We start from the raw sequence: 26,550 nt of genomic DNA on the forward strand, positions 1-26,550 counted from the left end.
GATAAACTCGGTTCAATGTGGGAGCTGGCTTGCCTGCGATGCGGACGCCTCGGTTTATCAGGCGCACCGAGTCGATGCCATCGCAGGCAAGCCAGCTCCCACATGGGCTCGCGGTGCACCAGCCGCTACACCACATCCACACCCACATGAATCGCATCATGCCGCCAGAACTCCAGGTCGCAGTCGATCAGGCGTTGATGCTGGTCGTAATTGACCCGGGCGATGCGCAAGCCCGGGCTGCCTGCCGAGACGCGTAGCGCAGCGGCCGCTTCCACCGGTAGCGAGGTGGGCACAATCTCGAAACGCACCCGCCCGTAGTGCAAGTCATATTTGCTGGCATACAGCTCAGTCATCGACTGATTCAAATCACACGCCAGGATCCCCGGAAAATACTGCGGGTTCAGATAGTGCTCGACATACAACACCAGGCGCCCGTCAATCCTGCGCCCCCGGCAAATCTGGATCACGCTCGACAACGCCGGCAACTGCAACCACGCGCACACCGCCGCCGACGCCGGTTGCAAGCGTGCTGAGATGACCTGCGTGGAAGCCTCGCGCCCCTGGTCGCTGACCATGGCGTGAAAGTGGCTGCGCTGCATCAGGTTATAGGCCAGCCGTGGCGGCGAAACGAACCAGCCCCGACGCTCTTCGCGGTAAATCTGCCCTTGGGCCTCAAGCTGTAACAAGGCTTCCCGCACGGTAATCCGAGTGGTACCAAACAACTCGCTGAGCTTGCGTTCGGCGGGCAGTTTGCTGGCAGGCGGCAACAGGCCGTGGTCGATCTGCTCCTGCAGCGCCAGGCCGATGGAAGTTACCGCCTTGATTGCCTCATCACGCATCAACGTTACCTATCTGGACTAGACCAGCACCGTTCAGGTGCACAAAACGCGCTCTATCTGGGCTTTTGCTGCTGGGTGCCAGCCTAGGCACTCCAGATGACCGACAGATGACAAAGGCTGTCGACTGCGTCTTCCAAACCCTGCAATACATCGGCCAAGTCCAAGGCCTGCGGCCACTTGGGCATGGTCTACGCTAAGTCGGAGCTGAACGACATCAGCGCTTCAAAAACGACATCGACATGAAACTGTCATCCAGGGGGCCTAGATTGGCTCAGGTATTGCTGACCTAGACCAAACCACCGCTAACGTTCAGATAAAACGCCGCGTTGAAAACGCCCAAAGGAGCTTCGGATGAAACAGCTTTTCCTGGCATCACTGTTAGGCTCGACCATTGCCATGTGCACCGCTGCCATGGCTGCTGATACCGATCTAAAAACCTTGGAAGCCGCCGCCAAAGCGGAGGGCGCCGTCAACAGCGTCGGCATGCCCGATGACTGGGCCAACTGGAAAGGCACCTGGGAAGACCTGGCCAAAACCTACGGCCTCAAGCACATCGACACCGACATGAGCTCGGCCCAGGAAATCGCCAAGTTCAAAGCCGAAAAGGACAACGCCAGCGCCGATATCGGTGACGTGGGCGCGGCCTTCGGCCCGATCGCGGTAAAGCAAGAAGTGACCCAGCCGTACAAACCATCCACCTGGGCACAGGTGCCGGATTGGGCGAAAGACAAGGACGGTCACTGGGCCCTGGCTTACACCGGTACCATTGCCTTTATCGTCAACAAGAAGCTGCTGCACGGCTCCGAAGTGCCCACCACCTGGGCTGACCTGCAAACCGGTAAATACAAGGTATCGGTGGGTGACGTGAGCACCGCCGCCCAGGCTTCGAACGCAGTACTCGCCGCGGCCATCGCCAACAAAGGCGACGAGAAAAACATCGCGCCGGGCCTGCAATTTTTCACCAAGATCGCCCAGCAAGGTCGCCTCTCGCTGTCCAACCCGACCATCGCTACCATGGAAAAAGGCGAAGTCGAAGTGGGCCTCGTCTGGGACTTCAACGGCCTGAGCTATAAGGCCAAGATGGCCAACCCCGATGACTACGTGGTGCTGATCCCCTCGGATGGCTCGGTGAAATCCGGCTACACCACCCTCATCAACAAATACGCCAAGCACCCGAACGCCGCCAAGCTCACCCGCGAATACATCTTCAGCGATGCCGGCCAGCTCAACCTGGCGCGCGGCAATGCGCGTCCGATCCGGGCTGAAACCGACTTGAAACTGCCGGCAGACGTTGCCAAAAACCTGATCCCGGGCGAGCAGTACACCAAGGCCAACCCGCAGCCGATCAAGGATGCCGATGCCTGGGAAGCGACGTCCAAGAAGCTGCCACAGATGTGGAACGAGCAAGTCATCGTAGAAATGAAGTAATCGGTCTCTCTGATCCAAAGGCGGTCAGTGTGGGAGCTGGCTTGCCTGCGATAGCGGTCTGACATTCAACATTTGTGTCCACTGATACACCGCCATCGCAGGCAAGCCAGCTCCCACATTTGATCCCATTCCACGTTGATACTGAGCCATACCCTCTGTTGCGGAGCCCCAGCCCCCATGAAGCACACTGTCATCCTTGTGGTGCTCGACGGCCTCAACTTCGAGGTTGCCCGGCACGCCATGGGGCATTTGCAGGCCTATGTCGGCGCAGGACGCGCAGCTCTCTACACACTGGAATGTGAACTGCCTGCCCTGTCCCGCCCGTTGTACGAGTGCATCCTCACCGGCGTGCCGCCGATCCAAAGCGGTGTCGTGCACAACAACGTCTCGCGCCTGTCCACCCAGCGCAGCATTTTCCATTACGCCACCGACGCCGGCTTGAGCACCGCTGCGGCGGCTTACCACTGGGTCAGCGAGTTGTATAACCGCACGCCCTTTCTCGCCGCCCGCGATCGTCATACCGACGACAAGGCGCTGGCGATCCAGCATGGGCATTTCTACTGGAATGACCACTACCCCGATTCCCACCTGTTCGCCGACGCCGAAAGCCTGCGGCTCAAGCACGCGCCAAACTTTTTGCTGGTGCACCCGATGAACATCGACGACGCCGGTCACAAGCATGGCCTCGACACCGCGCAATACCGCAACAGCGCACGCTCGGCTGACATTATCCTGGCCGACTACCTGCAAGACTGGCTCGATGCCGGCTACCAGGTACTGGTCACCGCCGACCACGGCATGAACAACGACCGCTCCCACAACGGCCTGTTGCGCGAAGAACGGGAAGTGCCACTGTTTGTCATCGGTGACGCCTTCAGCCTGGACACCGACGCTGCGCCGAAACAAACCGACCTGTGCGGCACCATCTGCGAACTGCTGGGCGTGCCCCACAACAAGCCTGTGTGCCGGGAGCTGCTCAAGTGAATGCATTGACCCGCGGCAAATGGCTGGCCCTGCTATGCCTGCTGCCCTTCGCACTGTTCTTTATCGTGTTCGAGATCGCGCCGCTGGTGTGGGTGCTGATCAGCAGCCTGCAAACCGAAGAGGCCGGCTGGAGCCTGGAAAACTTCACCCGCATCTTCACCTCGAAGTTCTACCGGCAGGCCATCCAGTTCAGCCTGGAGATCAGTTTCTACTCCAGCATCTTCGGCATCATCATCGCCACCCTGGGCAGCTACTCACTGCGCCGAGTGGATTCGCCGCTGCGCAACTTCGTCACCGCATTCGCCAACATGACCAGCAACTTCGCCGGCGTACCCCTGGCCTTCGCGTTCATCATCCTGCTGGGGTTCAACGGCAGTATCACCCTCATGCTCAAGCAGGCCGGGATCATTGAGGACTTCAACCTGTACTCGAAAACCGGCTTGATCATCCTCTATACCTACTTCCAGATTCCCCTCGGCGTACTGCTGCTCTACCCGGCCTTCGACGCATTGCGCGAAGACTGGCGCGAGTCGGCCGCCCTGCTCGGTGCGAATGGCTGGCAGTTCTGGCGGCATATCGGCCTGCCGGTGCTCACCCCGGCGCTGCTCGGTACCTTTGTGATCCTGTTGGCCAACGCCCTCGGCGCCTATGCCACGGTCTATGCACTGACCACCGGCAACTTCAACGTACTGCCGATTCGCATTGCCGGCCTGGTCTCCGGCGATGTGTCGCTGGACCCGAACATGGCCAGCGCCCTGGCCGTGGTGCTGGTGGCGCTGATGACCGTGGTCACGGTGGTGCATCAACTGCTGCTCAAGAGGAGCTACCATGTCTCGCGCTGAAGCCGGCTCGGCCTCCCTCTACCATCAGGTGGTGGTGTACCTGTTGTTCCTGATCCTGGTGCTGCCTTTGGTAGGCACCTTTGTCTACTCGATTTCCAGCAGTTGGTCGGCAACCATCCTGCCCGCCGGCTTCAGCGTGAAATGGTATGTACAGCTGTGGAGCGACCCGCGCTTTCTGATGGCCTTCGGGCAATCGTTGCTGGTGTGCGTGGGCGCACTGATCCTTTCGGTGGTGTTGATTTTGCCGCTGCTGTTCGTGGTGCACTACCACTTTCCCAAGCTCGACGCGTTGATGAACATCCTGATCCTGCTGCCCTTTGCGGTGCCGCCAGTGGTGTCCTCGGTGGGTCTGCTGCAACTGTACGGGTCCGGGCCGCTGGCGATGGTGGGCACGCCGTGGATTTTGATCGGCTGCTACTTCACCGTCGCGCTGCCGTTCATGTACCGCGCGATCACCAACAACCTGCAAGCCATCAACCTGCGCGACCTGATGGACGCTTCGCAACTGCTCGGCGCCAGCACCTGGCAGGCCGCGATCCTGGTGGTGCTGCCCAACCTGCGCAAGGGCCTGATGGTGGCGCTGCTGCTGTCGTTCTCGTTCCTGTTCGGCGAGTTCGTGTTCGCCAACATCCTCGTCGGCACCCGGTACGAAACCCTGCAGGTGTACCTCAACAACATGCGCAACAGCAGTGGCCATTTCACCAGCGCCGTGGTGATCTCTTATTTCTTCTTTGTGCTGGTACTGACCTGGGCCGCCACTCTCTTGAACAAGGACAAAAGCCAATGAGCTTCGTCAGCGTCCAACACCTGCAAAAAAGCTACGCCGGCACCCCGGTGTTCAGCGATATCAATTGCGAGGTCGCCAAAGGCGAGTTCGTCACCCTGCTCGGCCCGTCCGGTTGCGGCAAATCCACTTTGCTGCGCTGCATCGCCGGGCTTACGCCGGTAGACAGTGGCCAGATCCTCCTGGATGGCCAGGACATCGTGCCCCTGAGCCCACAGAAACGCCAGATCGGCATGGTGTTCCAGAGCTACGCGCTGTTCCCCAACATGACCGTGGAACAGAACGTCGCCTTCGGCCTGCGCATGCAAAAGGTCAACGCCGACGAAAGCAACAAGCGCGTGCAAGAAGTGCTGCAACTGGTGGAGCTCAAGGACCTGGCCGGCCGTTATCCGCACCAGATGTCCGGTGGCCAGTGTCAGCGCGTCGCTCTTGCCCGCTCCCTGGTGACCCGCCCGCGCCTGCTGTTGCTGGATGAACCGCTGTCGGCATTGGATGCACGTATTCGCAAGCACTTGCGCGAGCAGATCCGCCAGATCCAGCGCGAGCTGGGGCTGACCACGATCTTCGTGACCCATGACCAGGAAGAAGCGCTGACCATGTCCGACCGCATCTTCTTGATGAACCAGGGCAAGATCGTGCAGAGCGGTGATGCCGAAACCCTCTATACCGCGCCGGTGGATGTGTTCGCTGCCGGGTTTATCGGCAACTACAACCTGCTCGATGCCGACAAGGCCAGCCAACTGCTGCAGCGGCCGATCAGCGGGCGCATCGCGATTCGCCCCGAGGCCATCGAGTTGAGCCGCAGCGGCGAGCTTGATGCGTTGGTGCGTAGCCACAGCCTGCTGGGTAACGTGATTCGCTACCGTATCGAAGCCCGTGGCGTCGAGCTGGTGGTGGACGTGCTCAATCGTTCGGCCGACGACCTGCACCCGGACGGCCAGCGCCTGGCACTTTCCATCGACCCCAGCGCACTGTGTGAAGTAGCCTGACAGGCAGCGACCTATTGAGAGAGAGCATCACCGATGGCATTGGTAATTTTTGATCTGGACGACACCCTGATCCACGGCGACTGCGCCACGCTGTGGAGCGAACAGATGGGCCGCCTTGGCTGGGTGGACCCTGAGTCGTTCATGCGCAGGAACAACGAGCTGATGGATGCCTACAGCCAGGGCAAGCTGCGGATGGAAGATTTCATGGATTTCAGCCTGGAGCCGATGATCGGCCGTACCCCGGAAGAAATCGAGCACTTGGTGGAGCCGTGGGTCGAGGACGTCATCGAGCCGCTGATCTACAGCGACGCCACCAAGACCATCGCCCGCCACCGCGCGAATGGCGACCGGATCCTGGTGATTTCCGCTTCGGGCACTCACCTGGTCACGCCGATTGCTGCGCGTATCGGTATCGAGGAAGTGCTGGGGATTAACCTGGAGGTCAGCCACGGCGTGTACAGCGGCCGTACCGTCGATGTACTGACTTACCGTGAGGGCAAGATCACGCGCTTGCTGGAATGGCTGGAGCAGGAAGGCGAAACCCTTGAAGGTGCCTATTTCTATTCGGACTCGCGCAATGATTTACCGCTGCTGCTCAAGGTGGATCACCCGCAGGTGGTGAACCCGGACCCGGTGTTGCGCGCCCATGCCGAACAGGCCGGCTGGCCGATCCACCACTGGACCTGAATCAATAGACATCAACCTGTGGGAGCTGGCTTGCCTGCGATAGCGGTGCGCCAGATGAAGAATTCTTCACTGTTGCACCGCTATCGCAGGCAAGCCAGCTCCCACACTGACTGCATTTCAATCTAGGATTCGGTCAGGCTATTGGCAATATGGACTACACCGGACGTAGGACGAGGTTGTTCTAGCCCCCCACATCACCGTCAACGCCTTGCAATGCTTTCACAGTGCCTCCATAGTGAGTCTGGACTGAGCCCGGTGCTGTAGCGCCGGGCTTTTTGCATTATGCGACCGGACCATATGGAACCGGCTCCCTCAAAGACGGCCTAATATGCGTTATCAATTGCCCCCGCGTCGAATCAGCATGAAGCATCTGTTCCCCAGCACCGCCCTCGCATTTTTCATTGGTCTCGGCTTCGCGTCGATGTCGACCAATACGTTCGCAGCCAATAGCTGGGACAACCTTCAGCCTGATCGCGATGAGGTGATTGCCAGCCTTAACGTCGTCGAGTTGCTCAAGCGCCATCACTACAGCAAGCCGCCGCTGGACGACGCTCGCTCAGTGATCATCTACGACAGCTACCTCAAGCTGCTGGACCCCTCGCGTAGCTACTTCCTGGCCAGCGATATCGCTGAGTTCGACAAGTGGAAGACCCAATTCGACGACTTCCTCAAGAGCGGCGACCTGCAGCCCGGCTTCATCATCTACAAGCGTTACCTGGACCGCGTCAAAGCGCGTCTGGATTTCGCGTTGGGTGAGCTGAACAAAGGTATCGACAAGCTCGATTTCACACAGAAAGAAACCCTTCTGGTGGACCGCAAGGACGCTCCTTGGCTGACCAGTACCGCGGCGCTGGACGACCTGTGGCGCAAACGCGTCAAGGACGAAGTGCTGCGCTTGAAGATCGCCGGCAAAGAGCCCAAGGCCATTCAAGAACTGCTGACCAAGCGCTACAAGAACCAGCTGGCACGCCTGGACCAGACTCGTGCCGAGGATATCTTCCAGGCCTACATCAACACCTTTGCGATGTCCTACGACCCGCACACCAATTATCTGTCGCCAGATAACGCGGAAAATTTCGATATCAATATGAGTCTGTCCCTGGAAGGCATCGGTGCCGTCCTGCAAAGCGACAATGACCAGGTGAAGATCGTACGTTTGGTGCCGGCAGGCCCTGCTGACAAAACCAAGCAAGTGGCACCGGCCGACAAGATCATCGGCGTGGCCCAGGCCGACAAAGAGATGGTCGATGTGGTCGGCTGGCGCCTGGACGAAGTGGTCAAGCTGATCCGTGGGCCTAAAGGCAGCGTGGTGCGCCTGGAAGTGATTCCGCACACCAATGCACCGAACGACCAGACCAGCAAGATCGTGTCCATCACCCGTGAAGCGGTGAAGCTCGAAGACCAGGCCGTGCAGAAGAAAGTCCTCAACCTCAAGCAGGATGGCAAGGACTACAAGTTGGGCGTGATTGAAATTCCGGCCTTCTACCTGGACTTCAAGGCGTTTCGTGCCGGGGATCCGGACTACAAGTCCACCACCCGCGACGTGAAGAAAATCCTGACAGAACTGCAGAAAGAGAAAGTCGACGGCGTGGTCATCGACCTGCGCAACAACGGCGGCGGCTCCCTGCAGGAAGCCACCGAGCTGACCAGCCTGTTTATCGACAAGGGGCCGACCGTGCTGGTACGCAACGCTGACGGCCGTGTCGACGTGCTCGAAGACGAGAACCCGGGGGCCTTCTACAAAGGGCCGATGGCGCTGCTGGTCAACCGCCTCTCGGCCTCGGCCTCGGAGATTTTCGCCGGCGCCATGCAGGACTACCACCGTGCATTGATCATCGGCGGCCAGACCTTCGGCAAGGGCACCGTGCAGACCATCCAGCCGCTGAATCATGGCGAGCTTAAACTGACACTGGCCAAGTTCTACCGGGTATCCGGGCAGAGCACCCAGCATCAAGGCGTACTGCCGGATATCGATTTCCCGTCGATCATCGACACCAAGGAAATCGGCGAAAGCGCCCTGCCTGAAGCCATGCCGTGGGACACCATCCGCCCTGCGATCAAGCCGGCGTCGGATCCGTTCAAGCCCTTCCTGGCGCAGTTGAAGGCTGATCATGACACCCGCTCCGCCAAGGATGCCGAGTTCGTGTTTATCCGCGACAAGCTGGCCCTGGCCAAGAAGCTGATGGAAGAGAAGACCGTCAGCCTCAACGAAGCGGATCGCCGTGCACAGCATTCCAGCATCGAGAATCAGCAACTGGTACTGGAAAACACCCGCCGCAAGGCCAAGGGTGAAGACCCGCTCAAAGAGCTGAAGAAAGAAGATGAAGACGCGCTGCCGACCGAGGCGGATAAAACCAAGCCGGAAGACGACGCTTACTTGGCCGAGACTGGCCGGATCCTGCTGGATTACCTGAAAATCACCAAGCAGGTGGCCAAGCAGTAAATGATGGCGATTTAATGTGATCGCTCCTCGGAGTGTCATCATATAGACATCATTCTGTCGTGAAATAAAAGGACCGCAGGTTTACGCCTGCGGTCCTTTTTTTTGATCGAGACCGCCATGACCATGACCGAACAGCTGAATGCATTGGGCTCAATCCTGGCTCAAGGCAGTTTGCACAGCCTGTTCCAACCGATCATCTGCCTGTCGGAGCGGCGCATCCTCGGTTATGAAGCCCTCAGTCGTGGCCCGTCCAACAGCCCGCTGCACTCCCCCGTTGCGCTGTTTTCGGTGGCCAGCCATGCCGGGCGCCTGAGCGAACTGGACATGGCGTGTCGAGAGAGTGCGTGCCGGCGCTTCAGCGAGCAGAAACTGCCCGGCAAGCTGTTCCTCAATATCTCGCCGGAATCCTTGATGGAGCACGCGCATCAGCCAGGGCGCACCCTGCAACTGTTGCGCGACTTCGGTATTTCTCCCAGCCAAGTGGTGATCGAGCTCACCGAGCAAGCGCCCACCGACGATTTCGCGCTGTTGCAAACTGCCTTGCACCACTACCGCGACATGGGTTTTGCCATCGCACTGGATGACTTAGGCGCTGGTTATTCCAGCTTGCGGTTGTGGTCGGAACTGCGCCCGGACTACGTGAAGATCGACCGGCACTTTATCGACGGCATTCACCAGGATGCCCTCAAGCGCGAGTTTGTCGGCTCGATCCTGCAGATCGCCAGGGCATCCCGCGCCCAAGTGATTGCCGAGGGCATCGAACTGCCAGAAGAACTGGCGGTGTTGACCGAGATGGGCGTCGACCTGGTCCAGGGCTACCTGCTCTGCCGCCCTCAGGAAAAGCCGCCGCAGGAAGCGCGCCTGATGCTGCCCAAGCCGGATAACGCCACGCTGGCCCTCAATGACGAAGGCAGTGACCTGAGCGCACTGCTCAATGAGCAACCCGCCGTGGATCAAGACACCGCCACCGCCCAAGTGCTGGAATCGTTCCGCCGCCAGGCCAACCTCAACTCGCTGGCGGTGTTAGACGGCCGTGGTTGCCCGGTCGGCATTGTGCACCGGCACTCGTTGTCGGACGCGTTGCTCAAGCCGTTCGCGACCGATCTGTTTGCACGTAAACCCATCAGTCGCTTGATGAGCGATGATTTTTTGGCGGTGGAACTGAGCCAGTCCTTGCAACAGGTCAGCCGCTTATTGACCAGCCGCGCGCGGCAACGCATCGAAGAGGATTTCATCATCACCCTGAACGGTGATTACCTGGGGCTGGGTCGGGTCATTGACGTGCTCAAGTTGATCACGGAGCTGAAAATCCAGCAGGCCCGCTACGCCAACCCGTTGACCTTGTTGCCTGGCAATGTGCCGATCCAGCAATGCCTCACCCGGCTGCTGCAGCAACAGCGCGAGTCGGTGATCTGCTATGTGGATATCGACAGTTTCAAACCGTTCAACGACATCTACGGCTACGGGCGCGGGGATGAAGTGCTGCTGTGCCTGGCGCAGTGCCTCAACGACCGGGTAGACCCCAGCCGTGACTTTGTCGGGCACATTGGCGGCGATGACTTTCTGCTGGTGCTGGGCCCGCAGGACTGGCGCAAGCGGCTCAACCAACTGCTGGACGATTTCCACACCCAATGCCGACGCTTCTACCGCGCTGAACACCTTGAGGCTGGGTGTTTCGTGGCCCTCAATCGCCAGGGCGCGCGCCAGGAGTTTGCGTTGCTGTCGCTGTCCATCGGTGTAGTGCATTTGTATCCTCAGGCCTGCGCACAACTCGATGCCAGCCAGTTGGCAGAGCTGGCTTCACAAGCCAAGCACCATGCCAAGGATGTTGCGGGCTACAGCATCCACGTGATCGACAGCATGGACACCTGCGCCCAGGCGCTTTAGGCCTCGGCGGATTCCGGGTACTCGTACTCGAACACCCGCACCACTTCGGATGCATGCCAGGACGCGGCGGCCACACCATCGGAAGGCCCGCTGAACCGCCCCAGGCGCTCAACACACTCAAAAAAACCGGTGCGCGGCAGGCGGCTGGCACCCTGGCTGATCACCAGGGAACTGCGCAGCGGTTGCTCCGCCTTGGCATCCAGTGCCGCCAGGTGCTCCAGGGCCGCAGCCAGGGTCTGCATGGCCGGCGTCGGGAATTGCAGGCGCTCAAGCAGCGCACGGTAGGTGAGCAAATGGCGCTGGCGCCGCGCCTGATCCAGTTCGTTGAGCAACCCATCCCAGTGTTGACGACTAATACGTAAGCTCAAGACTCATCCCTCCAACCTGCAACGCCCAATTCCCAGGCCAGGCTGCGGCGAATGGCGGCATCCGGCTGGCGTTCACCACTTTCTATCAATCCAAGATACGAAGGGCTGATGCCCACGGTACGCGCCAGGGCCTCGATTGCCAGGCCCTTGGCCTCACGCAGGCCGCGCAGGGCTGCAAGCGGACGCAGGTCCTGCTCGATAGCGGTGGGTGCAACAGAAGGAGAAGCGCGTGTTGGTTGCAATTGACCGGCAGCTTTTAGCAGCGCCTGGTACTGGTCCCATGGCAACACCGCGTATTCGGGTGCGCCATCGCGTGAAATGATCTGGATATCCATGACTGCCCCGTAGGATAAAAACACTTACTAAGTAAGTTATTTCCTTAGGAGTGTAATCCTAACAGCCACAAAGGTCGCAGGGGATACCGGGCAACATTAGTTTTTTTGCGGGTTTTCCCGGGCCAGCAGCTCAGGCGTCGCTGGCAGGCGCTCAACCACCGCAAGTTTTTCCGGGCGCTGCCCATCGCGCCAGGCACGAAACGCGCTCAGTTCGCCGCTCAGGGTCTTCATGACCCATGCCAGCACGGCGATGTCATCGAGCATGCCGAACATAGGGAGGAAGTCCGGAATGGCATCAATCGGGCTGAGAAAGTACATCAGCCCCGCTACCACCGAAATCAGCGCCTTGGGGCTGATAGCACGGTATTCGCCACGCCAGTAAGCCAGGCAAAGGGCCTGAAGCAATTTGAGATCGTCCTTGAGCTGGCCGAGCCGATTGCCTTGGCTTGAGCCTTTGGCTGCAACGGCAAACAACAAGGTTGGCAAACGCCCCCGACCGAGCAAGCGTGCGGCCATAGGCAGGAAACGGGTGAAATTGAACGGTGGTTTCATAGGGCACTCCAGTTCCAGGCGACATAAAAGGTTATCCACACAAATTGTGGATAACCTTGTGAACAGAGCCTGTTTTATCGGCTGAAAGCCACGGACTACAAGGCCTACAGTCAGATCGGGCGTTTTTTGCGCACATAAAAAAAACCCAAGAATTCATTGACTTGGCATGTATGTGCGGCTACCCGTGCTCGAGTCTTATATCAGACTGTGTCCGGTTGCGGACGTTCGTTTGGATTTGCAGAGGCTTCAACGTAGGGGCTGGCTGGCGTGCGATAGCCATAGACATCTACACGACCCGGTACGACGTGGCAGCCTGCCAGCCGATGCCTATCTCCCAGACACCCCCGGCTCCAAATGTGGGAGCTGGCTTGCCTGCGATTGCCTTAGGCATCAACACAACTTTACAGGCTGTAGCAGCCAACGCTAACCACGATGCGAAGCGAGCCGCTCTTGATCTTGATCTGCTTTTGATCTTAGGCGCCCCGTTAAACCACGCTGGCCGGAATTCGACAGGGATTTGGGGGGTAAACCGGCAGGGATGCCGGTTTAGCCGCCCCGCGCCATGGATGGCGCGTGGCGGCGGCCCCCCAAATCACTGGCGGATTACGGGCACACCGAGCCCAAGCGAGGTGCCGAGTGGTGGGGCAAGAGCGTTTTGCTTACTTTGCCGCTCTTGCAAAGTGAGCCGCCGTCAGGGCGGAACCCTATGTGGCCGTTACCGCAGCAATGGATATGTACACAATCCAACTGTGTTGACTGTCAGTCCGCCTTCGCGAGCAAGCCCGCTCCCACAGGTTGATCGTGGTGTGTCAGTTAGTAGGTGTAGGCTGGCAGGCCGTCATCGCAGGCAAGCCAGCTCCCACATTTGGAGTGCTGAGCGTCTGGCGGTCATCACAGCGATGCGGCAACCCGACAAGCCAGCGCCCACAGAAGATTTTTGCATCCTTTGATACAGACCCGAAAACAACAACGCCCCGTCGAGACGGGGCGTTGTGTGTTCAGGCGCCGATTACTTCTTGGCGGCTGGTGCAGCAGGTGCGTCAGCCGCTTCTGCCTTGGCTGGATCCTTGATGGCCAGCAGTTCCAGGTCGAATACCAGCACCGAGTTGGCCGGGATCGCCGGGCTCGGGCTCTGGGCGCCGTAGGCCAGGTCGGACGGGATGTACAGCTCGACCTTCTCGCCAACGTGCATCAGTTGCAGGCCTTCGACCCAACCCGGGATCACGCCGCTGACCGGCAGGTCGATCGGGCTACCGCGATCTACGGAGCTGTCAAAGGTAGTGCCGTTGGTGAGCTTGCCGGTGTAGTGAACAGTCACCACGTCGGTCGGCTTAGGCTGGGCGCCGTCGGCCTTCTTCACGATCTTGTACTGCAGGCCGGAAGCGGTGGTGACAACACCGTCTTTCTTGGCGTTGTCTTCGAGGAATTTCTTGCCAGCGGCTGCCGACTCTTCGCTCATTTTGGTCATGCGCTCTTCAGCACGCTTTTGCAGTGCGGCAAACGCTTCAACCAGCTCATCGTCTTTGAGCTTCTGCTCTTTCTTGCCGACGGCATCTTCGATGCCTTGGGCAACAGCTTTGGAGTCCAGGTCGTCCATGCCTTCTTGGGCAAGGCTCTTGCCCATGTTCAGGCCGATGCCGTAGGAAGCTTTCTGCGCCGGGGTTTTCAGCTCTACGCTGGTCTGCGAATCACAACCCGCAAGTACCAGGCTAACCAGGGCCACCGCCGCCGCCAACCGATGCTGTTTCATGCTATTTCCTTGTTCATGCGCCATAAGGGCATTTGAATAAAGTCGCGAGCTTATCAGGCGGCCACGACCAATGGCTACCGGCATGTGAGCAGGAAACTTCTGATAAGTTCACGTGTTTAAAAGCATTTCCATTTATCATGGGGGCCCGCGACGGATCGCGGAACCGCCTGATAGCAGGCTAATCGTCACTTGCCGCACCTGTGGCGCAGTGGCATAACAACGCGACAATTCGACAAGGATAGTTATCTTGCGCATTTTTTCCCGAGTTTTACTCCTGATACTGATCGCACTGGGCCTGATCCTGGCCGTGGTGTTCTATTACACCCTCAACCCCAAGCTGCCGGATTACGTGCCCGTGAAACAGGTGCACTATCAGGAGCAATGGAGTGCCGCCGACCGCCAGACCTACTACTTCACGCCCCAGGGCACTCAAGTAAAAGGCCTGCACTACGACTGGTTTACCGCCCTGGAGCTGCCGTTCTCCGAGCAACGCTTTGCCGCGCCGCAGTACCTGGCGCGCTTTGGCTTCCTGGTCGATCCCAAACAGGTGCCCACCGCGCAAAACCCTGGCAACCTGCCGGTAGGGTTCGCCCGGCACCAGAACGCCGACAGCAGGGCTCAGTACCTGGATATCACCTGTGCGGCCTGCCACACCGGCGAATTGCACTACAAGGGCCAGGCCCTGCGCATCGACGGTGGCTCGGCGCAACACGTACTGCCCTCCAGCGTTCCCACGTTGCGCGGTGGCAGTTTCGGCCAGGCCCTGGTCGCGAGCCTGGCCGCTACCTATTACAACCCATGGAAGTTTGAGCGTTTTGCTCACAAGGTGCTGGGGGATCAGTACGATGCCCGGCGCGATCAACTGCGCAAGGACTTCAAGCAATCGCTGAACCAGTTCCTCAAAGTCGCCTGGAATGACACCCACCGTGGCCTTTACCCCACCGAAGAAGGCCCGGGCCGTACTGACGCCTTTGGACGCATCGCCAACGCCAGTTTTGGCGACGCCATTTCCCCCGACAATTATCGCGTCGCCAATGCGCCGGTGGACTACCCGCAGTTGTGGGATATCTGGACCTTCGACTGGGTGCAGTGGAATGGCTCGGCACAGCAGCCCATGGCGCGCAACATCGGCGAAGCCCTTGGCGTAGGCGCGACTCTGGCGTTCTTCGACGCAGCCGGGCAACCGCTCAAGGGCGATGCCCGCTACCCATCCAGCGTACGGGTGCGCGACCTGCACCTGATCGAAGAAACCCTGCAACGGCTCAAGCCGCCGACCTGGCCGCAAGACTTGTTCGGTGCCATCGACAAACCCCTCGCCGCCCAGGGCCGCGCACTCTTTGCCGAGAACTGCGCCGGCTGCCACCTGCCCACCGTTACCGAAGAAAACGGCCGACCGGTGCAGCAGTTGAAAATGCTGCCGGTGGACTACATCGGCACCGACCCCGGCACAGCCAACAACATTGCCGACCAACGCTATGACCTCAGCGCGCTGCAATGGGACCCGGCCGAACTGGCCCGGCTCAATGTCGAACTGCACCCCACCCCCACCGCGCCGCTGGACCTGAAAAAAATGTCGGTGGCCCAAGGCCTGGCCTATGTCACCGCCTTCGTCGAAGAGCATGCCTACCGTGCGGCGGGCGTGACCCCGGCCGAGCGCCCGGGCCTGGACGGGTTCGGCCTGCCCATCGGCGTACGCGAGTTGCGTGCCTACAAGGCGCGGCCACTGGCAGGCGTATGGGCCACCCCACCGTTCCTGCACAACGGTTCGGTGCCGACGATCTACCAACTGCTCTCGCCCCAGGACGAACGCAGCACCACTTTCTATAAAGGCACCTTCAACTACGACCCGCGTCACCTGGGGTTTGAGACCACCGCCTTCAAGAACGCCTTCCTGTTCGATACCAGAGTCACCGGCAACCACAACAGCGGCCACGAATTCCGTGCCGGCGAACGTGGCAATGGCGTTATCGGCCGTGGCCTGCTGCCGCAGGAACGCTGGGCGCTGCTCGAATACCTCAAAGTGCTGGGCGGCCCGCTGGAGCAACAACTGCCATGATTATCCGATCGCAAAACAAGGACCGCTCCATGCTTGCTCGTCTCTGGCTGCGCCTTGGCGCCTTTGTGGGCAAAACCCTGCTGTGGCTGCTGGGCCTGGGCCTGCTGGGCTGGGTGTTGGCCACGGCCTGGTTCGCCTGGCAGCACAGGGGCCCGGTGTCGGTGAAGGAACAGATCCCGCCGGGTGAGGCGGCGATGACCCAAGGCATCATCCAGACCGCCGTGCGCATCGTTGACCAGCATCGCGAAGGCACTCGCTACCTGCGCGATGCCCATGCCAAGGCCCATGGGTGCGTGAAAGCCGAGGTCAGCGTTCTGGCGGATCTCGACCCGGCCTTGCGCCAGGGTGTGTTCGCCGAGCCGGGCAAGACCTGGCAGGCGACGATGCGCCTGTCCAACGGCAACGCCTACCCGCAATTCGACAGCATCCGCGATGCCCGCGGCTTGGCGATCAAGCTGTTGGATGTGCCGGGCAAGCAACTGATGGCCGACCAGCAAGCGCGCACCGAGCAGGATTTCGTGATGTTCAGCCATCCGAACTTCTTTGTCAGCGATGTCGCGGAATACGCGCAGAACATCGGTGCGCAAGCGGATGGCAAGAAGGTCCTGGCGTTCTTTCCCAAGCTCGACCCGCGCAGCTGGCAAGTGCGTCACTTGTTTATCGCCCTGGCAACCCTGGCGCCCGCCCCGGCCAGCCCGACGCAGACGACTTACTTTTCAGTGTCGCCTTATAAGTTTGGCGCGGCCAACGCCAAGTTTCGCGTGGCGCCCGACCCGCAAAGCTGCCCGGATTATGTGCTGCCCAAACAGAACCAGGACCTGCCCAACTTCCTGCGCAGCGCGCTCAACCAGCAACTGTCCACCGACCGCGTAGACGCGTGTTTTGTGCTGCAGATCCAGCGGCAAAACCCGCAGGCCTTCATGCCCATCGAAGACACCAGCATCGAGTGGAAGGAAAGCGACGCGCCGTATGAAACGGTGGCCAAGGTCAGGATTCCCGCCCAGGACTTCGACACGCCGGCGCAGAACCTGGCGTGCGATAACCAGTCGTTCAACCCCTGGTTCGGTTTGGAAGCGCACCGCCCCATCGGCGGGATCAACCGACTACGCAAAGCGGTGTACGAAGCCGTCAGCGATTACCGCCACAGCCGCAACGCGCCGTAAGGTGCGTTAAATCGCAGGCGAAAAAAAACCCGCTCAATGAGCGGGTTTCTTATGGCTACCTGGCGTTCAGCGTTCCAGGTGACCGAATATGGCGCAGCGGACGGGACTCGAACCCGCGACCCCCGGCGTGACAGGCCGGTATTCTAACCGACTGAACTACCGCTGCGCGTAACACTGAAGCGAATGGTGGGTGATGACGGGATCGAACCGCCGACCCTCTGCTTGTAAGGCAGATGCTCTCCCAGCTGAGCTAATCACCCTTCGTTTCGGTGTGGGCGCATCATACACCAAAAAATCGTAATGTCTTGATTTAAATGCAATTTATTTAAAAAAAGTTTAGCGCACGATTTTTTGCCATATTTCGGACAGAAAAAAGCCCGCTCGATGAGCGGGCTTTCTTTGGCTACCTGGCGTTCAGCGTTCCAGGTGACCGAATATGGCGCAGCGGACGGGACTCGAACCCGCGACCCCCGGCGTGACAGGCCGGTATTCTAACCGACTGAACTACCGCTGCGCGTAACACTGAAGCGAATGGTGGGTGATGACGGGATCGAACCGCCGACCCTCTGCTTGTAAGGCAGATGCTCTCCCAGCTGAGCTAATCACCCTTCGTTTCGGTGTGGCGCGCATTCTACGGAGCGACCCTAAGTCTGGCAAGCACTTTCTTAAATCTTTTTTTTCAGCCCTTCCAATGGCTTAGGCAGGGTTGGCCTGCGGCGTGATCAAGAGAATAATGCCCCCCTTTGTATAGAGGAGAGACTCACCCCATGTGGTTCAAGAACCTGCTTATCTATCGCCTGACCCAAGATCTGCCTGTTGATGCCGAGGCGTTGGAAGCGGCCATGGCCACCAAGCTGGCGCGCCCTTGTGCAAGCCAGGAGTTGACCACTTACGGTTTCGTCGCACCTTTCGGTAAAGGTGAAGATGCTCCCCTGGTTCACGTCAGTGGAGATTTCCTGCTGATCGCCGCCCGCAAGGAAGAACGCATCCTGCCGGGCAGCGTGGTGCGTGATGCACTTAAAGAGAAAGTCGAAGAGATCGAAGCCGAGCAGATGCGCAAGGTCTACAAGAAGGAGCGCGACCAGATAAAGGATGAAATCATCCAGGCCTTCCTGCCGCGTGCCTTTATTCGTCGCTCGTCGACCTTTGCTGCGATCGCGCCGAAACAGGGCCTGATCCTTGTCAATTCGGCCAGCCCAAAGCGCGCCGAAGACCTGCTGTCGACCTTGCGCGAGGTGATCGGCACCCTGCCCGTCCGTCCGCTGACGGTGAAGACTGCACCAACTGCCATCATGACCGACTGGGTCACCACCCAGAAACCGGCCGATGACTTCTTCGTCCTCGACGAATGCGAACTGCGCGACACCCACGAAGACGGCGGCATCGTGCGCTGCAAGCGCCAAGACCTGACCAGCGAAGAGATCCAACTGCACCTGACCACCGGCAAGGTCGTGACCCAACTGTCCCTGGCGTGGCAGGACAAGTTGTCTTTCATGCTCGACGACAAGATGACCGTCAAGCGTCTGAAGTTCGAAGACCTGCTGCAAGACCAGGCGGAACAGGACGGCGGCGATGAAGCCCTGGGCCAACTGGATGCCAGCTTTACCTTGATGATGCTGACTTTCGGCGATTTCCTGCCAGCGTTGGTTGAGGCACTGGGCGGCGAAGAGACACCACAGGGCATCTAAGCAACACCGATCCAATGTGGGCACGGTCAGTGTGGGAGCTGGCTTGCCTGCGATAGCAGAGTGTCAGCCAGAGTAGTGCCGACTCATACACCGCTATCGCAGGCAAGCCAGCTCCCACATTTGATTGCATCGACAACTCAGAAATCGAATAAAAAAGGACATCCCCATGCGCGCACTCGCCGCCTTGAGCCGCTTCGTCGGCAACACCTTTGCCTACTGGGTGTTGATCTTTGCCGTTGTCGCCTTTCTCCAACCCAGCTGGTTCATCGGCCTGAAAAACGCCATCGTCCCACTGCTGGGCCTGGTGATGTTCGGCATGGGGTTGACCTTGAAACTGGAAGACTTCGCCGAAGTCGCTCGCCACCCCTGGCGCGTGGCGTTGGGCGTGGTCGCGCATTTCGTGATCATGCCGGGCGTGGCATGGTTGCTGTGCCAGGCGTTCCATTTGCCGGCGGAAATTGCCGTTGGCGTGATCCTGGTCGGCTGTTGCCCAAGTGGCACGTCGTCCAACGTGATGACCTGGCTGGCCCGGGGTGACCTGGCGTTATCGGTGGCGATTGCCGCGGTCACCACCCTCCTCGCTCCGCTGCTCACACCGGCATTGATCTGGCTGCTGGCCTCGGCCTGGCTACCGGTGTCGTTCATGGAGCTGTTCTGGTCGATCCTGCAAGTGGTGCTGCTACCCATCGTATTGGGCGTGGTCGCGCAGCGCTTGCTCGGTGATCGGGTAAGGCATGCGGTGGACGTGCTGCCACTGGTGTCGGTGGTCAGCATTGTGATCATCGTCGCGGCCGTGGTTGCCGCAAGCCAAGGCAAGATTGCCGAGTCGGGCCTGCTGATCATGGCCGTGGTGATGCTGCATAACAGCTTCGGTTACCTGCTGGGCTACTTCACCGGGCGCCTGTTCAAGTTGCCCTTGGCGCAACGCAAGTCGTTGGCGCTGGAAGTCGGTATGCAGAACTCCGGGCTGGGTGCCGCGCTGGCCAGTGCACACTTTTCGCCGCTGGCGGCAGTACCCAGCGCGTTGTTCAGCGTCTGGCACAATATTTCCGGCGCATTGCTTTCTACCTACTTCCGTCGCATGAGCGAGAAGGAAGACCGCCGCGCATCAGACGCCGCGTAATTTCAGCTCTCCAGAGAACTTCGCGGGGATGACCTCGCGACGCACCAAGCGATTGCCCTACCTATAACGAACGTGGCGCAAGCAAGTGCAGGGCCTTGCTTGCACCTATGCTTCAACACCGCTGAGCGATGTATTAATGCCTTAGTCGAAGTATCTTTGACGTAGAGGCAAATTCAACTCCGCCAGCAGAGCGTTTTCGTTATACGGCCACGGGTTGTAGGTGGAGGCCGAAAAGTTACGACCGAGGAACTGAAAAGGCTGATGACTGGTAGGAAGTCCAACGGCCTGGCGTTCCAGGTTTCTCTCCCAGGCAAAATTCGGATCAGGATGGCCTACAAACGTATAGCCTGGTAGAAAGGTACCCTGACCGCCGTTGACCGCATGACTAAGCTCATGGTAGAGAATCACGGCAGGGGGGCGCCCGTGTCCGGGAGTGATGAAACTTCGCTCATGAATCAGCACGGGATTAGTCGCAGGCGCCCCTCGGACACCGTTTGATATAAAGCCGTACGCGGGGTCATTTTCGAGACGATTGGCGTCTTGAGGCGAGGGAGGGCTATCTGGATCGCGGTGATGGTATGAGCTTCCATCCAATCCCTCTCGAAGGGTTATCGGCGCGGCAAGGGAATCGATTTCTGCCAGCATCCCCTGCCCTGTGGGTGAGCTGCGCAGAAACTCCAGGTTGTCTTCCATGTTTTGGATGAAGTCTTCGCTCCCCTTGATCTTGATGCTGCTACCGTTACTCGAAGCGCCTAAATGACGAACGCTTGCAGGTGAACGCACACCATTAAAATTATCCACCCCGCGTTGCCCATATACGATATCGGATGGGTTATAAGTCGTGACGGTGTCCTGCCCTCGTCCCGTGTATATAACATTGCGGTCACCACCATAAATGATGTCGTCACCGCCCCCGCCATGCAATATATTGCGCCCTCTGCCGCCATAAATTAAATCGTTACCCTGTCCTCCGTCCAAGTAGCTGATTTTTGCATCCGGACCACCGCCCGCACGCAGCTCATCACTCCCCTTGCCACCATATATCACCGTATTGCCAGTACCGCCGGTGATGAAGTCATTGCCATCATTTCCCTCTGCATAGCTATCACCGCTGCCCAGGTTGATGATGTCAGAACCGTCTCCACCAAATACATTCGTCCGGCCTGCCCCGCCATAAAAGATATCGTTACCCGCGCCGAGATTGACAAAGGTTTGCTCACGCCCTCCATAGTCGAGACTGACGCCATCGCGCCCTTCCCCGGTATCAATGTAAAGACGCTGTTGATCAGCAGAGTTATTTTGGAAAGGCAGGTGGTACGACTGTCCATTAACGTGTGCAACAAGCCCTCCATCTCTGCCTCTTTCAACATGGACTCTGTCGTCGCCATCACCGGTAGATAACAGAACATGCTCACTTTGCTTTGAAGGGTCATCAGCGTCATTGGCGGAGCCGCGCTCAATGGTGACATTGTCATCTTTATAACGGTTAGTACTGATGCGAACAGGCTCTTGCCCGGCAAAATTTATTTGTCCTTGCTGACCACGGGCAGCAGCCTTGACTTCCTCTCGACTAGGACCAGACCGGTAGTACGGTTCGCCCTGCGGCGCAGCAGCTTGCCTCGCCTGCCGCTGAGACTCATTATCGCCGCTGGTGTTTTCACTATAGGTAATCGGTCCCGCCCGGGAAGAATTGAACTCTACCGGGGGAGCATCATTTGTGTTGTTAAACATCAGCTGCACATTCGCCGTGTTTGGAGCAGCGCGTGCTTCCTGCCTGGCAGGATCAGCCGCCTGGCGATGACTTTCGTTGTTATTTTCATTTTCGTAAGATCGTGAACCGGGTGATGCTGCAACAGAAGAAGTTTCCATTGTGTACCTCCAATTAACACTCGGGCTTACGAACCTTATGTGGTGTTACGGGTGGAGGCCGTTCCTTGCCATTGGGCGAAAACTTCCTGACTCCTGCGCTAAAACATAGAACTCAACCTGCACACCGACGATTTCTCCCAAACCCCTCGATTTAAAAATGGGCAGCCATTGACGTCGCATGAGCGAGCACAAAACAGCCGTGCGCTGGAAGCCGCGCCGTAAACTTGATCACCTGATTTAATTTCGGCACTCTAGCGAACTACGTGAGGACGACCTCGCGACGCTATCAAGCGCTTACCCGGGGACGACCCCACTTTGATAGAAGCGAGGTCATCATGTCCTGGATCATTCTGTTTTTTGCCGGGTTGTTTGAAGTGGGCTGGGCCGTTGGCCTGAAGTACACCGACGGTTTCAGCAAGCCACTGCCCACCGCCCTGACGATTGCCGCCATGGCTGTCAGCCTGGGGTTGCTGGGGCTGGCCATGAAGGAGTTGCCGCTGGGCACCGCCTATGCCATCTGGACCGGCGTGGGCGCCGTGGGCACCGTAATCGCCGGGATTATCCTGTTTGGGGAGTCCATGGCGTTGTTTCGGTTGGCAAGTGTGGCGTTGATTATTTGTGGGTTGATAGGCCTCAAGATCAGCGCCTGAGTCATTGGTCGCTCCCGGCATTGGGAGCGACTTCCTTTAATCAGCGAGCAAAGTACCGCTCACGCAACGAAGTTCCCAGCTCGTCAGCAAGGCCATTCTCAGTGGCCCATGCCGGGTTTGTATTCGTAGGTGGCGTTGAAGGATCGTTGTCGAAGTCGAAAGGTGGCGCATTAGTCGGCTGGCCTACTGCCTGCCGCTCCCTGTTTGACTCAAATTGCGGCCGGTCAGGATCAGCTTGATCAGCCCCTACAAAAGTTTCACCAGCCAATGCGGTGCCATTGACACCGTTATAGGCATGCCCCATCTCGTGAAACAGCGGAATAATGGGCGGCCGCTTATGCTCTTCCACCACAAATGAAGGGTCGAATAGAATCGTTGCGTCATCTGCCGGAGCGCCCGGGATACCGTCATTGATATAACCATGAGCCCAATCATTCGGTGGTTCTTGACGAGGGTCACCCGCGTCGACCCCTTTACGCCCATAGTTATAAAAAGCGCCCTCCCCTTCGGGCTGTTGCACAACCTTGATTCGCTCAGGCGTTTTATCCAATGCACCCAACATTTTCTGTCCCGTTGGAGAACTTTGCAAAAATTCAAGGTCGTCGTTAAAACGCTGCTTGAATTCCTCAGTCCCCTCGACATTAAAGGCCTTACTGCCGACTTCTGTTGGAGACACTATCTTCAACTGCGAACCGAACGTTCGCTTGATACCGTCGCCGTCTTTCGCATAGATAGAATCGACATCCGATACTGAGTTGATCGTGTCAAGCCCTCTACCGCTGTAAAAGATGTTACGCCCCTTCCCACCAATGAGAACATCATCATCCCTGCCACCGTGCATGACGTTATGTCCGGAGCCGCCCTCTAATAGATCATTTCCGCGCCCCCCATCCATGTAACTGCCGCCGCTCCCGCCACGTAGTTTGTCGTTGCCGTTACCCCCATACATGACGCTGTAACCTAGGCCTGCAGTAATGGAGTCATCACCGTCATCACCTTCGGCATAAGCAACCCCTGCGCCCAGCGTCAGCGTATCGTTACCTGCGCCGCCATATACATTGGTCCTGCCCCCGCCGGCTTTGAATCTGTCATTACCATCGCCCAGCTTGACGCTCACCGGCAGCTCAAGATCATCGGCAACAGACACGTCATCGTCTCCGCCATTGGTGTGGATTTCAATCTTTTGACGACTTCTTTCATCCTGATAAAGTGGAATCTCATAGGACTTACCGTTAATGTCAGCAATCAGCCCTCCATCGTTAGATTTTTTTATATGGACTTTATCGGCTGCATTTCCCGTCGTGATGACCAAATTCTCTTCTTTTGGTGGCCCGAAAAATCCTTTGCCACCTCTAACATTCAGCTCTATCTGTATTCCATCCTCACTGAAAGGCATATTTGGAATGATCTTCACGGGTGCCGACGTCACGCCAGATTTACTTTGAGATTTATCAATACCCGTCAAATAATTTAGCTGGCCCGTAACGGTCCCTTGGGCTGGAGAGTGGTGAAGAGACGGAGAACCAACAGGCATATTCATAGAAAGTCATCCTTAGCATTAATTAGCTGCGATGACTATGTGGCGGGCCTGACGAAACCGTTCCGTCAGCTGAATGACTTTTTACCCTATGCAGTAAGTTTCGAGAATTTTCCGACAGCAACACTCACATTTCTCAGGGCCTTACTTGAAGCATTACAACAGGCCCTGAGCTTGCAGATCATGCGCAATGGTACTGATGACTATTCGAAATACCTAGGCCGTATCGGCAAACCGAATTCCGCCAGCAGCGCATTTTCATTCCTGCGACGCATCGGATTGCCTTGGCTGCCTCTGAAGCTCGTTATCGCCACCATAGGTCACCGGCCCCACCCGGGCAGAGCTGGTCTCTACCCGGGAAGCATCATGCTCATTGCTGTACATAAAGGGCACACTGGCCGTGTTCGGAGCAGCCTGAGCACCCTGCGCTGCAGGATCAGCCGCCTGTCGATAGCCGGCGTCGTTTTTTTCATCTTCGCTGGAGCGTGAAGCAGTCGATGGTGCAACAGGCGACGTTTCCATCACTAACCTCCGAACATGCATTTGGGATTACGACGGTTAGGTGGTGCTACGGACCGAAAACGTTCCTGAAACCGAGTGGAAACTTACCGACGCCTGTGCAGAAGATACTCATCAAGCACCAGACCAGCGCACAATCCGGATCGTTGATGAGCCTCCATTACCGACGAAAAACTACCTTAAACTTCCGCGTAATTTTCCAACCAATGCGTGCAAAGCATTCGGTGTCACCGTCTCACTTTCCACCGGCTCACCCGCCACCAACACCACCCGCGACCAGATCCGATGGAAAAAGCCCTTGTTCGGATCGCGGCTGAAGAAACTCCCCCACAACCCCTGCAACGCCATGGGGATCACCGGCACCGGCGTCTCCTCCAGGATGCGTGTCACCCCGCCACGAAACTCATTCATCTCGCCATCGGCTGTCAGCTTGCCTTCCGGGAAGATGCACACCAACTCGCCATCCTTGAGGTACTGGGCAATGCGCGCGAACGCCTGTTCGTAGATCTGAATGTCTTCATGGCGCCCCGCAATCGGAATCGCACCAGCGGTGCGGAAGATAAAATTGAGCACCGGCAAGCGGTAGATCTTGTAGTACATGACAAAGCGAATCGGCCGACGTACTGCACCGCCAATCAACAGCGCATCGACAAACGACACATGGTTACACACCAGCAACGCCGCGCCTTCATCCGGGATGGCTTGCAGGTTGCGATGCTCCACGCGGTACATGGAATGGCTGAGCAGCCAGATCATGAAGCGCATGGTGAACTCGGGGACGATTTTGAAGATGTAAGTGTTAACCGCGATGTTGAGCAGCGACACCACCAGGAACAACTCGGGGATCGACAGCTTGGCCACGCTCAACAGCAGGATGGACACGATGGCCGAGACCACCATGAACAGTGCATTGAGAATGTTGTTGGCCGCGATCACCCGTGCCCGTTCGTTCTCGGCGGTACGCGACTGGATCAGCGCATACAGCGGCACGATGTAAAAGCCGCCGAACACACCCAGGCCGAGGATATCGAACAGCACCCACCACGCCTGGCCGTAGCTGAGCACCGCGAGCCAATCGTTGGCTTGCAAGTTCTGCGGGAAGCCGCCGGAGTGCCACCACAGCAGCAGGCCGAATACGGTCAGGCCAAACGAACCAAACGGCACCAGGCCGATTTCCACCTTACGCCCGGAGAGTTTTTCGCACAGCATCGAGCCCAGGGCGATGCCCACCGAGAACACCGTGAGGATCAAGGTCACCACGGTTTCGTCGCCGTACAGCCATTCCTTGGCATAGGCCGGGATTTGCGTGAGGTAGATCGCGCCGACAAACCAGAACCATGAGTTGCCGACAATCGAGCGCGACACCGCCGGCGTCTGCCCCAGGCCCATGCGCAACGTCGCCCACGACTGAGTGAAGATATTCCAGTCCAGGCGCAGCTGCGGTGTCGACGCCGCTGCGCGCGGGATGCTGCGGCTGGCCAGGTAGCCCAGCACCGCCACGGCCACAATCGCCACCGCCACCACCGGCGCGTAATGGGTGGAAGACATCATGATCCCGGCACCGATGGTGCCCGCCAAAATTGCCAGGAACGTGCCCATCTCCACCAGGCCGTTGCCGCCCACCAACTCATCGTCGTGCAAGGCCTGGGGCATGATCGAGTACTTCACCGGGCCGAACAGCGCCGAGTGAGTGCCCATGGCAAACAGCGCCAGCAGCATCAGTTCAAGATGATTGGTCAGAAAACCCGTCGCGCCCACCGCCATGATCACGATCTCGCCGATCTTGATCGCGCGGATCAACGCGTCCTTGTTGAATTTCTCGCCAAACTGCCCGGCCAACGCCGAGAACAGGAAGAACGGCAGGATAAACAACAAAGCACACAGGTTGACCCAGATGGAGCGGTCACCCTCGATGGTGAGCTTGTAAAGGATGGCCAGAATCAGCGACTGCTTGAAGATGTTGTCGTTGAACGCGCCCAGCAACTGGGTAATGAAAAACGGCAAGAAGCGCCGCGTGCGCAGCAAGGTAAATTGGGAAGGATGGCTCATCGTCGTCC

Annotated in this window: 22 protein-coding genes and 4 tRNA genes; 14 read left to right on the plus strand and 12 right to left on the minus strand. The window is 58.5% G+C overall.

Annotated elements, in window-relative coordinates; translation table 11 throughout:
• Positions 1-125: 125 nt before the first annotated feature.
• Positions 126-839, minus strand: a complete 714-nt coding sequence (locus BT199_RS23410; protein WP_020301069.1) for a UTRA domain-containing protein — start codon at positions 837-839, stop codon at positions 126-128.
• Between the two features lie 351 nt (positions 840-1,190).
• On the opposite strand from BT199_RS23410, the gene BT199_RS23415 reads away from it, so the two are divergent.
• The 8 genes from BT199_RS23415 (at position 1,191) to BT199_RS23450 (ending at position 10,883) form a co-directional block, all read left to right on the plus strand.
• Positions 1,191-2,267 (plus strand): ABC transporter substrate-binding protein, encoded by a 1,077-nt coding sequence (locus tag BT199_RS23415; protein WP_014717801.1) that lies wholly within the window; start codon positions 1,191-1,193, stop codon positions 2,265-2,267.
• Between the two features lie 177 nt (positions 2,268-2,444).
• Entirely contained in the window at positions 2,445-3,251 is an 807-nt protein-coding gene (locus BT199_RS23420) for an alkaline phosphatase family protein (RefSeq protein ID WP_014717800.1), read from the plus strand.
• Positions 3,248-4,093, plus strand: a complete 846-nt coding sequence (locus BT199_RS23425) for an ABC transporter permease (RefSeq protein WP_003190145.1) — start codon at positions 3,248-3,250, stop codon at positions 4,091-4,093. The genes BT199_RS23420 and BT199_RS23425 overlap by 4 nt, the downstream gene beginning before the upstream one ends.
• A complete protein-coding gene (locus tag BT199_RS23430) occupies positions 4,080-4,880 on the plus strand; it encodes an ABC transporter permease (RefSeq protein ID WP_072435544.1) in 801 nt (266 codons plus the stop codon). The genes BT199_RS23425 and BT199_RS23430 overlap by 14 nt, the downstream gene beginning before the upstream one ends.
• The gene (locus BT199_RS23435) at positions 4,877-5,866 is read left to right on the plus strand and encodes an ABC transporter ATP-binding protein (protein ID WP_072435545.1); all 990 of its coding nucleotides are present in this window, start codon (positions 4,877-4,879) and stop codon (positions 5,864-5,866) included. The genes BT199_RS23430 and BT199_RS23435 overlap by 4 nt, the downstream gene beginning before the upstream one ends.
• Before the next feature lie 33 nt (positions 5,867-5,899).
• On the plus strand, positions 5,900-6,553 hold the full coding sequence (locus BT199_RS23440; RefSeq protein ID WP_072435546.1) for an HAD family hydrolase: 654 nt from the start codon (positions 5,900-5,902) through the stop codon (positions 6,551-6,553).
• Between the two features lie 361 nt (positions 6,554-6,914).
• Positions 6,915-8,996: a carboxy terminal-processing peptidase gene (locus tag BT199_RS23445; RefSeq protein ID WP_256575825.1), complete on the plus strand. Its 2,082-nt coding sequence runs from the start codon at positions 6,915-6,917 to the stop codon at positions 8,994-8,996.
• A 117-nt stretch (positions 8,997-9,113) separates the two neighbouring features.
• Entirely contained in the window at positions 9,114-10,883 is a 1,770-nt protein-coding gene (locus tag BT199_RS23450; RefSeq protein ID WP_014717796.1) for a bifunctional diguanylate cyclase/phosphodiesterase, read from the plus strand.
• Here BT199_RS23450 and BT199_RS23455 read toward each other — a convergent pair.
• From BT199_RS23455 to BT199_RS23475, 4 genes are all read right to left on the minus strand, one after another.
• Positions 10,880-11,251, minus strand: a complete 372-nt coding sequence (locus BT199_RS23455) for a hypothetical protein (protein ID WP_005786715.1) — start codon at positions 11,249-11,251, stop codon at positions 10,880-10,882. The genes BT199_RS23450 and BT199_RS23455 overlap by 4 nt on opposite strands.
• Entirely contained in the window at positions 11,248-11,586 is a 339-nt protein-coding gene (locus tag BT199_RS23460) for a helix-turn-helix domain-containing protein (RefSeq protein WP_014717794.1), read from the minus strand. The genes BT199_RS23455 and BT199_RS23460 overlap by 4 nt, the downstream gene beginning before the upstream one ends.
• A 96-nt stretch (positions 11,587-11,682) precedes the next feature.
• A complete protein-coding gene (locus BT199_RS23465) occupies positions 11,683-12,138 on the minus strand; it encodes a YkvA family protein (protein WP_020301075.1) in 456 nt (151 codons plus the stop codon).
• Positions 12,139-13,147: 1,009 nt separating this feature from the next.
• Positions 13,148-13,888 (minus strand): BamJ family beta-barrel-assembly machinery protein, encoded by a 741-nt coding sequence (locus tag BT199_RS23475; protein ID WP_003190133.1) that lies wholly within the window; start codon positions 13,886-13,888, stop codon positions 13,148-13,150.
• A 247-nt stretch (positions 13,889-14,135) separates the two neighbouring features.
• Between BT199_RS23475 and BT199_RS23480 the strand changes: the two genes are divergently transcribed.
• Together BT199_RS23480 and BT199_RS23485 are read left to right on the plus strand one after the other, a co-directional pair.
• Positions 14,136-15,944, plus strand: coding sequence for a di-heme-cytochrome C peroxidase (locus BT199_RS23480; protein ID WP_072435549.1), 1,809 nt, complete (start codon positions 14,136-14,138; stop codon positions 15,942-15,944).
• 29 nt (positions 15,945-15,973) lie between these two features.
• Positions 15,974-17,107 carry a catalase family protein gene (locus BT199_RS23485; RefSeq protein WP_014717791.1) on the plus strand — a complete coding sequence of 378 codons (1,134 nt, stop codon included), beginning with the start codon at positions 15,974-15,976 and terminating at the stop codon, positions 17,105-17,107.
• 89 nt (positions 17,108-17,196) lie between these two features.
• Here the strand turns inward: BT199_RS23485 and BT199_RS23490 are convergent.
• The 4 genes from BT199_RS23490 to BT199_RS23505 form a co-directional block, all read right to left on the minus strand.
• Positions 17,197-17,273: transfer RNA gene (locus BT199_RS23490), tRNA-Asp, on the minus strand.
• A gap of 18 nt (positions 17,274-17,291) precedes the next feature.
• Positions 17,292-17,367, minus strand: a tRNA-Val gene (locus BT199_RS23495).
• Positions 17,368-17,544: 177 nt separating this feature from the next.
• Positions 17,545-17,621, minus strand: a tRNA-Asp gene (locus BT199_RS23500).
• 18 nt (positions 17,622-17,639) lie between these two features.
• Positions 17,640-17,715, minus strand: a tRNA-Val gene (locus BT199_RS23505).
• Between the two features lie 159 nt (positions 17,716-17,874).
• Between BT199_RS23505 and rdgC the strand changes: the two genes are divergently transcribed.
• Positions 17,875-18,795, plus strand: coding sequence for a recombination-associated protein RdgC (gene rdgC / locus BT199_RS23510; RefSeq protein WP_020301078.1), 921 nt, complete (start codon positions 17,875-17,877; stop codon positions 18,793-18,795).
• A 166-nt stretch (positions 18,796-18,961) separates the two neighbouring features.
• Complete coding sequence (locus BT199_RS23515; protein ID WP_072435550.1) at positions 18,962-19,918, plus strand: bile acid:sodium symporter family protein; 957 nt, start codon at positions 18,962-18,964, stop codon at positions 19,916-19,918.
• A 141-nt stretch (positions 19,919-20,059) separates the two neighbouring features.
• Here the strand turns inward: BT199_RS23515 and BT199_RS23520 are convergent, their stop codons facing one another.
• Positions 20,060-21,787, minus strand: a complete 1,728-nt coding sequence (locus BT199_RS23520; protein ID WP_072435551.1) for a M91 family zinc metallopeptidase — start codon at positions 21,785-21,787, stop codon at positions 20,060-20,062.
• Between the two features lie 335 nt (positions 21,788-22,122).
• Between BT199_RS23520 and sugE the strand changes: the two genes are divergently transcribed.
• Positions 22,123-22,437 carry a quaternary ammonium compound efflux SMR transporter SugE gene (gene sugE, locus BT199_RS23525; protein WP_003190128.1) on the plus strand — a complete coding sequence of 105 codons (315 nt, stop codon included), beginning with the start codon at positions 22,123-22,125 and terminating at the stop codon, positions 22,435-22,437.
• Positions 22,438-22,477: 40 nt separating this feature from the next.
• Here sugE and BT199_RS23530 read toward each other — a convergent pair whose 3' ends face one another.
• A complete protein-coding gene (locus BT199_RS23530) occupies positions 22,478-23,977 on the minus strand; it encodes a M91 family zinc metallopeptidase (RefSeq protein ID WP_020301081.1) in 1,500 nt (499 codons plus the stop codon).
• Positions 23,978-24,016: 39 nt separating this feature from the next.
• Between BT199_RS23530 and BT199_RS27280 the strand changes: the two genes are divergently transcribed.
• The gene (locus tag BT199_RS27280) at positions 24,017-24,463 is read left to right on the plus strand and encodes a hypothetical protein (RefSeq protein WP_175556222.1); all 447 of its coding nucleotides are present in this window, start codon (positions 24,017-24,019) and stop codon (positions 24,461-24,463) included.
• A gap of 204 nt (positions 24,464-24,667) precedes the next feature.
• Here the strand turns inward: BT199_RS27280 and BT199_RS23535 are convergent, their stop codons facing one another.
• Positions 24,668-26,542 carry an MFS transporter gene (locus BT199_RS23535; protein ID WP_072435552.1) on the minus strand — a complete coding sequence of 625 codons (1,875 nt, stop codon included), beginning with the start codon at positions 26,540-26,542 and terminating at the stop codon, positions 24,668-24,670.
• Positions 26,543-26,550: the final 8 nt, after the last annotated feature.

This window comes from Pseudomonas sp. NFR02 (genome assembly GCF_900119375.1).
In the GTDB taxonomy this organism is placed as follows: domain Bacteria; phylum Pseudomonadota; class Gammaproteobacteria; order Pseudomonadales; family Pseudomonadaceae; genus Aquipseudomonas; species Aquipseudomonas paracarnis.